This window comes from Marinomonas sp., from assembly GCF_965225885.1.
Classification (GTDB): Bacteria; Pseudomonadota; Gammaproteobacteria; order Pseudomonadales; family Marinomonadaceae; genus Marinomonas.
This window is the reverse complement of record NZ_OZ245329.1, coordinates 2,321,785-2,335,957: the sequence shown is the minus strand read 5'-3', so window position 1 is coordinate 2,335,957 and position 14,173 is coordinate 2,321,785. Positions and strand designations below refer to the sequence as shown.

Sequence of the window (14,173 nt, the reverse complement as noted above, 5' to 3'; positions counted from 1 at the left end):
GAGCCTATTTTTAACAAAGCACTGGCATACACAGCAATCGCGTAAAGGTCTCACATGAATTTATTAAGCGTCAGTAACTTACACGTCAACTTCCATATGAAACACCAAGAGCTTGCCGCTCTTATTGATGTTAGCTTCACTCTTAATCGGGGTGAACGTATTGCTATTGTTGGCGAGTCAGGTGCAGGAAAATCGGTTTTAGGCTTTTCTATTGTCAATCTTATTGGCAAACCAGGCTATATAAAATCTGGTTCAATCAAGCTGGAAAACAAAGAAATCACTAAAATGAATCTGCGTCAGTTACAAGAAGTTCGTGGCAAACGCATCGCTATGATTTTCCAAGACCCAATGATGACATTGAACCCTGTACTAACCATTGGCGATCAACTAGTTGAAACCATCCGTAGCCATACAAAAATCACTTACAAAGACGCAAAAAACATTGCTATTGAAAAACTGCATAATGTGCAGATCGCTTCACCTGAAAAACGTTTTGACCAATATCCTCATGAACTTTCCGGTGGCATGCGACAGCGTGTAATCATCGCTTCGGTGTTGTTACTAAACCCTGACATCATTATTGCAGATGAACCGACCACGGCTTTAGACGTAACCATTCAAGCCGAAATACTACAACTCCTACTAACCATTTGCCGAGACAATGGTGTGGCGCTCGTGCTGATTAGTCACGATCTTGGCGTAGTATCGAAGGTCGCCGAGCGAACCTTAGTCATGTATGCAGGTCACGTGGTTGAAGAAGGCCCTACACTAGAAATAATCAACGATCCTCAGCATCCTTACACTCAAGGATTACTGAATGCGTTACCACAAATGACATTACCCGGTCAGCGCTTGAATCAAATTCAAGGCAGTATGCCATCATTAGCTGAACGTCCGACTGGTTGTGCATTCCATCCACGCTGCCCTTACGCCACACAAAAATGCAAACAAGAGCAGCCAAGTTTTATTTATAGTGGCGTTTCAAGCGTCGCCTGCTTTCTGGTGGAAGATATGGTGAATGAATTTGCCGAGAATAATCAGGAGGCAGGTGAATGACCCGACCACTCATCCAAATTAGCGGATTGGAAAAAGCCTTTTCAAGCAACGAAAGCTGGCTTGGCCAATGGCGATTCCGTCACGGTAAACTGAAAAGACACAAAGACAGCGTTCATGCACTGAATGGTGTCAATCTTACCATCAATCAAGGTGAAACCTTATGCGTTGTTGGTGAGACAGGTTGCGGAAAGTCGACTCTGGCTCGTGTCATTATGGGCCTAACAACGCCTAGCGCCGGTGAAATTCATTACCTTGACCAACGTATCGATCAATTAAATAACCGTCAGCGCATGTTTTTTCGACGTCGTATGCAAATGGTTTTCCAAAACCCTTATGCGTCATTAAATCCTCGAATGACGGTCTATCAAACACTCAGTGAGCCAATTTCTTTTCATAATCCACAGCTGTCACAATCGCAAGTGGATGAGCAAATTGATGAGCTTTTAGAGTCTGTCGGTATTTCGGCATCCAGCTCAGATCGTTATCCTCATGAATTTTCCGGTGGTCAGCGCCAACGCATCAGCTTGGCTCGAGCATTGTCGGTTGAACCCGACTTTATTGTCGCGGATGAACCGCTATCAGCACTGGATGTATCAGTACAAGCACAAGTACTAAACCTAATGATGGACAAACAAGAGGAACGCAACCTTAGTTATCTTTTCATTACCCATGACTTGGCTGTCGTTGAGCATTTTGCCACCAGAGTGGCGGTAATGTATTTGGGACGAATTTGTGAACTTGCGCCGACAGGGACATTATTTAGTTCACCAAAACATCCTTACACTCAAGCCTTGCTGTCAGCCATTCCTAGATTAGATAGCAACACAGCTCAACCCATTCGATTAATTGGTGAAGTTCCCACACCTATAGAAAAGCCCATTGGATGCGTTTTTCAGGCGCGTTGCCCGTATGCAAATCAGCGCTGCTACGAAGTATTACCGGCTATGACGCTACAAAGTGACGGCAGCAGTGTGGCTTGTCACGCTATTGAAGAGGGTCGACTATGATTCTCTCATTAATCACCTATGTTACGACTTCTGATTGTCAGGAGGTCACATGGAAATAAGATGGCTTGAGGACTTTATCGCCCTCGCAAAAACACGTCATTTTTCTCGTGCTGCAGACGAACAAAACGTTACTCAGCCGACATTTAGTCGACGCATTAAATTGCTTGAAGAGGAAATGCGCGTCACTTTAATAGACCGTAACACCTTGCCTCTGTCTTTAACACCAGCGGGAGAAGTGTTTCTTCAAAGCGCTGAGCTCATAACCAGACAATTAAGAGACACCAAAGAACGCTGCCAAGAAATACGCAAACAAGAAGAATCCCAAATACGTTTTGTGACCACGCAAACCTTGTTTCTTAGCTTCTACAAAGAAGTCATCGAGCCATTTTGCCAAAGCATCGACATGGATTTAGACATTAATATGAAGTCTAGCTCTTGGCTTGGTATCGACTTCGTAAACTCTTTGATGGATCAGCAATTCGACATCATGCTTTGTTATTGGCATCCAGCGATTAACTTCATTCGTGCGCTTGATGATGATCAATACGAGCATCTTGTAATCGCTGAAGAAACCCTCATTCCTTGCAGTGCAACGGATGCGGCAGGTGAGCCTAAGTTCACGCTGCCTGGCGCAAAACGCAAACCATTGCCTTACATTGGATATTACGAAAATTCGTTCTTACAGCCTGTCATTCACCATCATTTGCAAAGGCAAAGAGACATTCCACAACTGCAAACATTGTCAGAGAATTATCACTCAGTCAGCATAAAAGCCATGGTGAAAGAAGGTTATGGCATTGGCTGGATTCCAAAGCGTTTAATGCTAGACACATTAAATTATGGAAAAGTCGCTTTGGCTGGTGAAGAGAATTGGAATATACCACTTGAGATTCGCCTGTACCGATCTAGGTTCAATCAGAACCCTAATCTCAATCAATTTTGGCAGGCTCTAAAAGACAAGATCGCTCGCAATAGCCCGCTTTAATGCGGGCTATTCTATTTCTTGGTTTATCACTACAGCTTATCAAGCCCTTCCTGCTCATTAAGCGCCACTATCATAGGGTCGCTTCCCATAGAATTTGCACCAAGCGCTTTACTGAATAGATAACCTTGCCCAATATCACAACCAAATTCTTGCAGCATGATCAACTGATCCATATTCGTGATCCCCTCTGCAATAACCTTAAGGTTTAAATTATGGCCGAGACTAATAATGGCATGAGTCAATGCGGCGTGTTTCTTGTCTTCTATAATATCGCGAATAAAAACTTGATCGATTTTGACATAATGGAATGGAAGATCTTTTAAGTAACTTAAGCTGGAATACCCTGTACCAAAATCGTCAATCGCCAACTTCACACCAAGGCGACTAATTTGACGCAAAAGCTCTGCGCAGCCTTCCGCATCTTCAATCAAAATTGACTCAGTCACTTCAATTTCTAATAGACTTGGATCAACTTGATATTTATCGAGTAAAGATAATAGATTCGGTAGAAAATCGACTCTTTTTAACTGAGCAGCAGAACAATTGATCGCAATCGGTGGCACGTTAATATCTTGCTCCTGCCATTCAAGAATATGACGAAATGCCTGTTCAAAAACCCAATCACCCAAAGGCAAAATAACCCCCGTTTGCTCAGCGATTGGAATAAACTCTGCTGGAGACACCACACCAAGCTCTTCATCTTCCCAACGAAGAAGCGCTTCCACACCAACACATCGCTCGGAAATCAGGTCAACTTTTGGTTGGAAATGTAACTCTAAGCCGCCCATTTGCAGCGCCCTTCTCAGTCGTGTCTCTATACGAACATTACGAGCGAAACGTCTCCCCATCTCACCATCATAAAAATGATAAGTAGAACGCCCTGCTGTTTTCGCTTGGTAAACGGCCATATCCGCATTTTTGATCAAGGTCACCGCATCCGCACCAAATTCAGGGTATAAAGCAACACCAATAGAACAGCCAATATTTAACGTCAAACCGTCAATAAAATAACTCTGGCTGATTTTTTCAATAAGGTCTTTAGCAACAATGTCCAATGAGGGCATATCTTGATTATCACCTTGGACAAGCAAGACTAAAAACGCATCCCCTCCCAAATATCCTATAACGGTATTATCAGGCAAAATAGACAACAAACGCTGAGACACCTTAGCCAGTAGCTTATCCCCTAATTCATGACCAAACGCATCATTAATGGTTTTAAAATGATCTAAATCTAAAATAAGCGTAGCAAGCTGTTTATTATCTTTATGACAACACTTAATTAATTCATTCAACTTCTGTTGTATATGATATCGACTTGAAAGCCCTGTTAACTCATCCACCTCAATACGCTTATTAACAGCATTCAGCGCGGTGTAATAGGTGACAGACAGTTTGCGAGTATAGAAAAAGAGAAGAATAGCCAACAAGCTAAACGCTAACAATGAAGTTATAACGAGTGTCCAATGAATTTGCTTCCATACGCTTACAATATGACGTGTATCTACTCGCCACTTTCGATTCGCAATATAAAGGTAATGCGTATCGTAATGCCCTTCTTCCCACAAGATGTTATTTGCCGAATCAGCAAACCAAATTGGCTCCTCGGATGAAATATCTGCAATACGATACACAAGACCTTGGCTCGCTGTCGGGGAAATCAAGTTAAGTAGACTATCTATAGTAAAATACGCGCCAACAATACCGTGAAAACCAATATTGTCGGTTAGCTTGTAAGAACGCGCATCAAGAGGTAAATAAATAGGCGCGCTCAGAATAATGGTATCAACAGGATCATTCTGACCAGCACTTATAAATGGGGTGGCGCTAGGCTTTGACGCCACTAAAGTAAACGTACTTCGCGCTTGATAAACCGATTCAATATCTCGATTTTTCGATGACAAAATATCATAGCCATAAGGGATTTTATCCGGATAGACCAGAGCTAGAGGCATGTACTCTTTTCGGTCGCCTTCAGGGAAAATGGTAAAATTAGGTATCCCTAACAATATCTGCTGCTGCAACTCGTAATCATACTTTTTATAGGCGGGAAGATACTGAGCAAAATACAAATGAATCCCAGGTGTCTTTATAAGATTCTGAGCAAACCGTGAAAAATGATTCGATGACACCTCACCTTTATTGGATTGGATCAAGGCAACAATGGAACTAAGCTCTGACTTATATTGATTTACCGCATCACTAAGTTTTTCAGTGAAATTAACCCCCATGGCTTTTTGATCGGTATTGACGTGCCTACGTTCCTCTAAAAAAAACGTAAAACTTGCCAAAACACCACACAAAAAAACAACGCAAAAAACCGCATAGTGCACTTTATTAAATTTCATCTGTTTTTTTGAAGAAATCATTCTTTACCCATCGATGTGTTTCCACCATAAAACGCCGTTGCCTAACACTTTGTCCCTGTAAATAAGCCACTTTACCTAAAAACAATGAAACCAACACCTAATAAATAGTTAAGAAAAGTATTCACAGCAATTTTCTGCTATCCTCCGCCTATTATCGACTTAACTAGACAGGCCTTTTGTGACCCAATTTCAACATCCATTAAACAACCTCCTACCTCCTAAGCTAACAAGTTTGCTTTCAGACTTGGGATACACGACCTTTACTCCGATCCAAGAGCAAAGTCTGCCACCGATGGTTGATGGCAAAGACATTCTTGCACAAGCACAAACAGGCAGCGGAAAAACCCTCGCCTTTGCCATTGGCCTGCTACTCAAAATCAATCCTCGCTTCTTTGGAGTACAAGCACTTGTGATGTGTCCGACTCGTGAGTTGGCGGATCAAGTATCCAAAGAAATTCGCAAAATCGCTCGCTACCAAGACAATATAAAAGTGCTTAGCTTATGTGGTGGCATGCCATTTGGTCCACAAATTGGCTCACTAGAACACGGCGCGCACATCGTTGTTGGCACACCTGGTCGCTTAATGGAACATTTGCGCAAAGGCACACTGAAACTAAACGCATTAAATACCTTGGTATTGGACGAAGCGGATCGCATGCTGGATATGGGGTTTGTCGACAGCATTCGTGAAGTAGTCGAATTAACGCCAAGCAATCGCCAAACACTGCTTTTTTCCGCCACCTACGGCGATGGCATTGAAGCCATCAGCGCTGAATTCCAGAACAAGCCAGTGAGCATCAAGGTTGAAGCCCAAGAAGACCTTAAACCCAACATAGAGCAGTTTTTTGTTCGCAGTGAAAACAAAGACAAATGTGAGACATTATTAGCCGCTCTGCAACACTTCGAGCCGCGTCAGGCAATTGTCTTTTGTAACACGAAAGCGGAATCACAAGTGGTTGCGGACTGGCTTGCCGAGCACAAAGTTGCCGCTCAAGCCATTCATGGCGATCTAGAACAAAGACAACGCGATCAAGTGCTAGTGCGTTTCAGCAACCAAAGTAGTTGTGTATTAGTCGCTACCGATGTGGCAGCTCGCGGTATTGATGTAAAAGAAATTGACCTGATAGTGAACTACGACACCACTCGCGACACCGATGTTCATACGCATCGTATTGGACGAACAGGCCGTGCTGGCGCAGCAGGCATTGCAGTCAACCTTGTTACATCAAAAGACGATTACAAAGTTCGTGATATTGAAACACGCTTTAACACCACAGCAAATTTCATCGTACTTGATGCTATCGACCCGCATTACCGTTTGATTCCACAAAAAACCACTATCTCTTTTGATGCAGGCCGTAAAAACAAGCTTCGCCCTGGAGATATTCTTGGTGCGCTAACCGCCGGTCTAGGCTTGGATAAGTCTCAAGTTGGAAAAATCGATATTTTTGATTTTCACGCCTATGTATCAGTCGACAACGAAGTGGCTAAAAACGTTGTCAAGGAATTTGAAAACAAAAAGATTAAAGGCAAAAACATTCGAGCACGCATTTTACGATGATCAACAGGCTTACTTCACCGGCAGCACAAGCTGCCGGTTTTGTTATTGGTGCATTAATTGTCATCCTAATTACTCTCACACCCGCAGAATACCTGCTTCCTGCACCGGGCTCAGATAAATTACATCATGTTCTCGGTTTCGGCAGTTGGGCACTTATATGCGCTTTCGGTCCGACAAAACGCTTTGCCTATATGGCTTTATTTATCATTTTTTGGGGCGGTATGATCGAACTAATTCAGCCTTATGTGAATAGATATGGCGAATGGTTAGATTTCTATGCGGACGCACTAGGTGTGATATTAGTCGTGCTAAGCAAATTAACTGCTAGACAGTTTCTTAAATCAAAATACAAGGTTTAATGAAAGAATGAAAAAGACCTGATAAAGTATAACCATTCGGTCAAAAATCACCTTTCAAGCAATACACTTAAGAGAGACATATGAGTCATTTAAAAGCGTGGCGCTCCGCCATTGTTCACTGCATTGCAGACCCAAAAGACGTGGGTGTCGATGCCGCTTACGAATATTTTGAAGATGGCTTACTAGTCATTCAAGACGATAAAATCTACGCCCTTGGCGATGCTGTCGATCTTCTACCGACACTGCCAGACGACACCTTAATTGAGCATCACCCCGATACCATTATTACACCAGGCTTCATTGATACACACATCCATTACCCACAAACGGATATGATCGGTTCCTACGGCGAACAATTACTGACTTGGTTGAACACCTACACCTTCCCCGAAGAAGGAAAATTTAGCGATAAAGCCCACGCTCGCAACGTCGCAGATCGTTTTATAAAAGAGCTTTTACGCAACGGCACGACCACAGCGTTAGTATTTGGCACGGTCCATAAAGTATCTGTTGAGGCTTTTTTTGAGGCCAGCGAAGTCCATAACTTGCGCATGATTTGTGGCAAGGTCATGATGGACCGCAACGCACCAGATTACCTCACAGATACGCCAGAGAGCAGCTACCAAGAAAGCAAAGAACTTATCGACACTTGGCACAATAAAGGCCGCTTGCATTACGCCATCACACCGCGTTTCGCTCCAACCAGTTCAGACGAACAATTGCAATTGGCGGGCAAACTATTAAGCGAATATGACGATGTTTATCTACACACTCACCTATCTGAAAACAAAGACGAGTGCGCGTGGGTACAAGAGCTGTTTCCAACAAGCACCAACTACTTAGACGTCTATGACCAGCACAAACTATTGAGTGAGCGTTCTGTTTTCGCTCACGGCATTCACCTTTGTGACAGCGAATATCATAGATTGCACGAAACAGGCTCGGCGATTTCCTTCTGCCCAACCTCTAACCTGTTTATCGGTAGCGGCTTGTTCAAACTCAATAAAGCGGAAGAGCACAAGGTCAACGTTGGTCTTGGCACAGACGTAGGTGGCGGCACGAGTTTCTCCATGCTGCAAACCATGAATGAAGCCTACAAGGTGATTCAGCTGCAAAACGAGAACCTAAACCCAATCAAATCCCTGTATTTGTCTACTTTGGGCGGCGCTAGAGCACTTCGCCTAGAAGATAAAATTGGTAACTTAGCGGTAGGCAGCGAAGCCGATTTCGTCATTCTCGACAAAAAAGGCACGCCGTTACTTGAATCTCGCTTAGCGCTATCCAAGAACATCGAAGAAAGTCTATTTGTCTTCATGACCATTGGCGACGACCGTGCCATTCAAGCAACCTACTCCGCAGGCAAATGCGTTCATCAACGCTAGACCTAATACTCGTCTATCAAAAATAAAAAACACCAGTAAAAAAGCCACCTTGTCGTTGAAAATATCATTTCCAATAACAAGGTGGCTTTGCATTGTCACTTGTCTCTTTACAAAAAAACGCTGCCTTTATAGATCAGCGTATTCTTTTTCCCAACGTTTCGCTTCTTTCTTAGAAGGGCCACCAAGTACATTTACTGCAGTACGCATTCTAGCCCGAGAAATATCAGAACCTAAAATCGCCATTGAATCAAAAACAGAAACAGATGCCGTTGTTCCTGAAATAGCAACAAACAAGGGGGCAAAAAAGTCTTTCGGCTTAATTTCCATCGCTTGAGCTAATGATTTCATATCATTAAAGATTTCGTCTTTTTCCCATTTGCTCAACGCTTCCAAACGCCATAAAGCGAATTGCATGGCTTTACGAAGCGTTTCTTCTTCCATCTTTATAGAAGAGAAATCTTCTTTGCTAATTGGCAACATGCCTTTTAGGAAGAAACCCGCCACATCAGCAACATCTGAGAAAGTTTCAACACGCGGAATAACTAACGGTAAAATCTTCATCAAGTATTCAGGGTTAAGCGCCCATTCAACGTATTTTCGCGCAAAAGTTTCTGGGGTTAGATTCTCACGAATCCACATACCATTTAACCAGCTCAATTTTTCAACATCAAAAACTGGACCACCCAAAGAAACACGCTGAATATCAAAGTGCTCAATCATTTCGTCTAACGAGAACTTTTCACGCTCATCAGGCATAGACCAGCCCATACGACCAAGGTAATTGATTACCGCCTCAGACATATAACCCATGCGCTGATAGTACAAAATACTCGTTGGGTTTTTACGTTTTGATAACTTAGATTTATCAGGATTACGCAGCAAAGGCATGTGACATAAAGTCGGCATATCCCAACCAAAGTATTGGTACAACAAAATATGCTTAGGTGCAGAGTTGATCCATTCTTCCCCACGAATAACGTGAGTGATTTTCATCAAATGGTCATCAACAACGTTTGCTAAATGGTAAGTCGGCATACCATCTGCTTTTAGCAACACTTGCATGTCTACTTGGGACCAATCAATTTCGATTGTTCCTCGAAGCATATCCTGAACAACGCATGTGCCCTCTTCAGGAATTTTCATGCGAATAACATAAGGAACGCCAGCATCTAATTTTGCCTGCACTTCTTCTGGAGTTAGGTTAAGAGCACGACCATCATACTTTTGTGGCAAGCCTTGCTCTTTTTGCTCATTACGCATTTGATCCAACTCTTCAGTGGTTTCGAACGCGTAAAATGCATGTCCTTTATCAATCAATTCTTGAGCATATTGACCGTAAATATCGCCCCTTTCACTTTGACGATATGGACCATATTCACCACCAACATCTGGACCTTCCGCCCAATCTAGACCTAACCAACGCAATGCATCCAAAATCATTTTTTCTGATTCTGGCGTACTACGAGTTTGATCAGTGTCTTCAATACGTAAAATGAACTTGCCCCCCATTTTACGTGCAAATGCCATATTAAATAATGCGATGTAAGCTGTGCCTACATGCGGGTCGCCTGTTGGAGAAGGCGCAATACGTGTTCTTACCTCTGACATAAAGATCTCATTTATTTGTTGTCTGAAATGCCGCTATTATAAGCGCCTCATAAGATATGAGTAAGGGGCTAAACCTATCTTTTCTACTTAGAAGTTTGATATTCACTCAACTTTACTTTCGATATACCTAAGCTGGGAAAGCCGAACGCCAATTTCCACATCCGTTTTTAACGCCACCAAAGACCGTGATTGCAGACATTGCTCATAGCCACCAGCCAGCATTGCCTGGATTCGCTCTGAAAAAGACGATAGATTGGCATAAATTTCTTCGATGGTGGAAAACGAACGAATAATACTTAACGCCGTTTTCGGCCCGATCCCTTTAACGCCCGGAATTCGATTCGTGGTGTCACCCACCAAGGCCCAATAATCTGTCAATTGATGTGGCTCAACGCCATATTTACCAGGCACCCAGATTTTGTCGTATCCCAATTTGGCAAAATAATCATATTGAAGAATACGATCATCGCCCAACAACTGAGTAAAACCTTTATCCGTTGAAACAATATAAGATGTAACATTATTACTCGCCGCTTTAACCGCTAAGGTCGCAATAAGATCATCAGCTTCCCAACCATCGATCCTCAAACAAGGTAAATGATTAAAGCGAAATACCTTAGCAAAGCTTGGCAAGGATTCGAGTAACGTGTCATCCATTGGAACGCGGCCTAACTTATATTCAGGATAGACTCGATGACGCCACGTTTTGCCATTTGAATCAAACACAACAACGGCATAAGAAGGGGTAAATTGGTGAGTTAACTTCGCTAACGCTTCAATAGCAATGCTTTGGGTGCGCTCAATTCGACGCACTGAATCTTGCTCAGACTCTAATGCGGCATAAAGTCGTCGAATCAGGTTCAATCCGTCAATAATTAGTAATTTTTTATTCACTGCAAACCCTTATTTTTGCTACATTGTTTTACGTTTACTTGAATTTATTAGGGTACCATGAGAGAAGATTCATCACGACGATTTGCATGATATTATAACCAACAAAAGGACTCTGTTATGAATAAACAACCCGCCTATTTTTGCCTTAGCATTCTTTTAGGAGCCACGGCTCACAGCGTTTTTGCAGTTCCAATCAATGCCGTTATAGGTTTAGATAACAGCCAGATTGTAGAAAATAGTCAGCAGCTAAGCCTTACTCCAAACACAGGTTCACTTTTACCACTTCAAGAAAACTTCGCCCCTATCACTCATTTTGAAAATAATCTCAACGCAAATTGGTTTGACCAGATAAACAAAAAAGTAAGAGTAGAACACAAACAGAGAGACTTAAATTACACGGGCACATTGACTAAAATCGAGCAAAACACACGCTCTTTTGTACTTAGCAGTAAGGATTACTCTACAACCTTACCCATGGACGATTTCTACTTAATCCCATTAGAAAATCCAAGTACAGCGGATAAAACACCAACCGAGAATAAAACTGAGACAAATACAACACAGCCTTACAAAGTAAGCTATCAAACAAGCGAACTTTCGTGGACACCGCAACTCAGTTTAATTTTCGAAAATGACAAGGTTTCTGTTTCTCAACAGGCGCTAATCCACAACAACTCAAGTTCGACCATTCAAATACAAGACAGCCTGCTTCACTATTCCAGAAGCGCAGCTCCCCAGCTATTCAAAGCAGAGCGTAGCTCACTTGCAATGAGTGCCGATAGACCAGACATAAACTATCAAGATAATGAAGTTAGTTATTCTCTCGGTGGTGGCACACTTTCAATCGCACCTTATTCAAATACGTTAATCCCTTTACCTAGCAGCGCCAGCCAAATAGACAGCCAAACACATAAAGCTAGTCTTTATACTTATGGCAACAATACAGGAAAGATTGACCTAGATTTTTATAATAATTTGAGCTTCTCTTTGCAAAAGAATGGACTTCCAGGCGAATACAAGACTTTTTGGAAAAGAGGAGATTTGCTTATTCCCGGTAATACAGTGCGATTAGATACGGTTCGCGAAGGTCGTGAAGTTAATGTCATCACCAATAAAAGCCAAGACATAACGGGATATTTAACCCTGATCAGTGCTTCATCACAAAAACTTCCTAGCACTCAAGTCTGGAAAGCCACTATTGAAAACCACTCAAATGCACCACAAAAGTATTCAATAGAGCAAAACACTAATGGCATTGTGGAAATATTAGAAAGTAACGACGTGGTTCCAATAAATGCGAATAGTTTAATCATTACGGGTGAAATAGAAGCAAACTCGAAAAAAACCGTTACTTATAAAATAGATGTGAAAAACTAAAATCGAAGAATGTGAAAAAAATGACCTAAAAAGCAGACCTGCTTGCATCAATTTTTCACATTCAAAGTCTATTTAAAATATTTTGTTATGATATGGTCAATAGTCATAATAGATATAGCAAGATTGACACTGCCGAAAGTTAAAAACTTAAGGTACTATTATAACTATATTTCATACTACGAGCCCACAGAGATCTATGAAAAAGCATATTATATCATCACTCATCGCTGCAGCTGTTCTAAGTAGTTCAGCTGCTCATGCTGAAAGCATTTACGAAGTATACAAACTTGCTAAACAACATGACCCAGGTTTACGAGCTGCCGCTGCGACTTATCAAGCGCAAAAAGAAGGCGTAACCGTCAGCAAGGGTAACCTATACCCAAACATCTCTTTTAACGGCAACCTTGGATACGATAAAACAGATGCTCCTTCCGCCAACTTTGATAGCACTTCTAATAGTTTATCGTTAAACCTAGATTATCCAATTTACTCTCCAGCGCTGGGTTATGCTGTTGATGCTGTAGAGCTACAATCTGAAAGTGCTGGCATTAGTTACAACAACGCTGAAGAAGACCTCGCTCTTAAAACCTTAACTGAATACTTCAATCTGTTAATTGCACAGTCTACACTGCAAACAACAGAAGCTTTGGTTAAAAGTACAGCAAGTCAGCTAGATCGCGCTAAAAAGCAATACGAAGTAGGTTTAGCCTCTATTACAGACTTGCAGGACGCCCAAGCTGAATATGACTCTGTACGAGTAACAGAACTCAATGCACGTTCTAAAGTATCTTACGCGCAAAAAGCCTTATATCAGAGAACGGGGCAAGAGATAAAAAGCATTCCTCAGCTAGCTAAAGACTATCCGATTCGTCTAGATCCAAACATGACGGTGGAATCTTTAATTACTAAAGCGCATGTGGACAATAAAGAACTGCAAATTCTCAACTATTCCGTTGAAAGTGCAGAAAACAATATCAATATCCAAAAAGCTAATGGTCGTACACCAACCGTAAAGATTACAGGAAAAATAGCTCGTAACGAAAGTAATCCAGGTAGTGGCGCACCATCCAATGTGTCAAATGGCGTCACAAACAATGCATCTGTAGGATTAGGCGTCAGCATCCCGCTATACAGCGGTGGTGCAATTAACGCCTCAGTTCGTCAAGCAACGTCACAGGCTGAATCGGTTATAGAACAAAGAGCAAGTTCATTACAAACTATCGAACTTAATATTCGCAGTCTGTATCTAGATCTACAAACAGCAGTTGCTCAAATTGATGCGCAACAACAACTAATCCGTTCTCGTACCAGTGCACTAGAAGCCACTAAAGCGGGATACGATGTAGGAACTCGTAACCTTGTAGAATTGTTGGATGCTCAATCCAATCTATTCAACGCACAGAACACTTACGAGCAATATCGTTATAATTTTGTGTTGAAAAAACTGAACTTGTTAGAAGCCACAGGCGATCTTACCGAAGACAAGATCAAAGAGTTAGACAAATGGTTAGTCGCTAAAAACTAAGCTAGCTTTTGTAATAACCAATGAAAAGCCGTAAAACAGTGTTTTACGGC

At 42.1% G+C, this 14,173-nt stretch carries 11 protein-coding genes; 8 read left to right on the top strand and 3 right to left on the bottom strand.

Features of this window, described 5'->3' with window-relative positions; all coding sequences use genetic code 11:
• Nucleotides 1-54: 54 nt before the first annotated feature.
• Genes ACO05V_RS11010 through ACO05V_RS11000 form a run of 3 tightly spaced genes read left to right on the top strand, consistent with a single transcriptional unit; the run spans nt 55 to nt 3,048 of the window.
• Nucleotides 55-1,056 (top strand): ABC transporter ATP-binding protein, encoded by a 1,002-nt coding sequence (locus tag ACO05V_RS11010; protein WP_421851013.1) that lies wholly within the window; start codon nt 55-57, stop codon nt 1,054-1,056.
• Nucleotides 1,053-2,063 (top strand): ABC transporter ATP-binding protein, encoded by a 1,011-nt coding sequence (locus ACO05V_RS11005; RefSeq protein WP_421851009.1) that lies wholly within the window; start codon nt 1,053-1,055, stop codon nt 2,061-2,063. The genes ACO05V_RS11010 and ACO05V_RS11005 overlap by 4 nt, the downstream gene beginning before the upstream one ends.
• Before the next feature lie 49 nt (nt 2,064-2,112).
• On the top strand, nt 2,113-3,048 hold the full coding sequence (locus ACO05V_RS11000; RefSeq protein WP_421851006.1) for a LysR family transcriptional regulator: 936 nt from the start codon (nt 2,113-2,115) through the stop codon (nt 3,046-3,048).
• Between the two features lie 29 nt (nt 3,049-3,077).
• On the opposite strand, the gene ACO05V_RS10995 is transcribed toward ACO05V_RS11000, so the two are convergent.
• A complete protein-coding gene (locus ACO05V_RS10995) occupies nt 3,078-5,417 on the bottom strand; it encodes a bifunctional diguanylate cyclase/phosphodiesterase (RefSeq protein ID WP_421851003.1) in 2,340 nt (779 codons plus the stop codon).
• A gap of 178 nt (nt 5,418-5,595) precedes the next feature.
• Here ACO05V_RS10995 and dbpA point away from each other — a divergent pair, with 178 nt between their 5' ends.
• The 3 genes from dbpA (at nt 5,596) to guaD (ending at nt 8,719) form a co-directional block, all read left to right on the top strand.
• Nucleotides 5,596-6,978, top strand: coding sequence for an ATP-dependent RNA helicase DbpA (gene dbpA / locus ACO05V_RS10990; protein ID WP_421851000.1), 1,383 nt, complete (start codon nt 5,596-5,598; stop codon nt 6,976-6,978).
• On the top strand, nt 6,975-7,337 hold the full coding sequence (locus tag ACO05V_RS10985) for a hypothetical protein (RefSeq protein WP_421850997.1): 363 nt from the start codon (nt 6,975-6,977) through the stop codon (nt 7,335-7,337). The genes dbpA and ACO05V_RS10985 overlap by 4 nt, the downstream gene beginning before the upstream one ends.
• A gap of 80 nt (nt 7,338-7,417) precedes the next feature.
• Complete coding sequence (gene guaD / locus ACO05V_RS10980; protein ID WP_421850994.1) at nt 7,418-8,719, top strand: guanine deaminase; 1,302 nt, start codon at nt 7,418-7,420, stop codon at nt 8,717-8,719.
• Between the two features lie 126 nt (nt 8,720-8,845).
• Here the strand turns inward: guaD and gltX are convergent, their stop codons facing one another.
• On the bottom strand, nt 8,846-10,327 hold the full coding sequence (gene gltX, locus ACO05V_RS10975) for a glutamate--tRNA ligase (protein ID WP_421850991.1): 1,482 nt from the start codon (nt 10,325-10,327) through the stop codon (nt 8,846-8,848).
• A gap of 102 nt (nt 10,328-10,429) precedes the next feature.
• Complete coding sequence (gene xni / locus ACO05V_RS10970) at nt 10,430-11,221, bottom strand: flap endonuclease Xni (RefSeq protein ID WP_421850988.1); 792 nt, start codon at nt 11,219-11,221, stop codon at nt 10,430-10,432.
• A gap of 117 nt (nt 11,222-11,338) precedes the next feature.
• Here xni and ACO05V_RS10965 point away from each other — a divergent pair, with 117 nt between their 5' ends.
• Nucleotides 11,339-12,598, top strand: coding sequence for a hypothetical protein (locus ACO05V_RS10965; RefSeq protein WP_421850985.1), 1,260 nt, complete (start codon nt 11,339-11,341; stop codon nt 12,596-12,598).
• 196 nt (nt 12,599-12,794) lie between these two features.
• The gene (locus ACO05V_RS10960; RefSeq protein ID WP_421850982.1) at nt 12,795-14,123 is read left to right on the top strand and encodes a TolC family outer membrane protein; all 1,329 of its coding nucleotides are present in this window, start codon (nt 12,795-12,797) and stop codon (nt 14,121-14,123) included.
• The last annotated feature ends 50 nt before the right edge of the window (nt 14,124-14,173 follow it).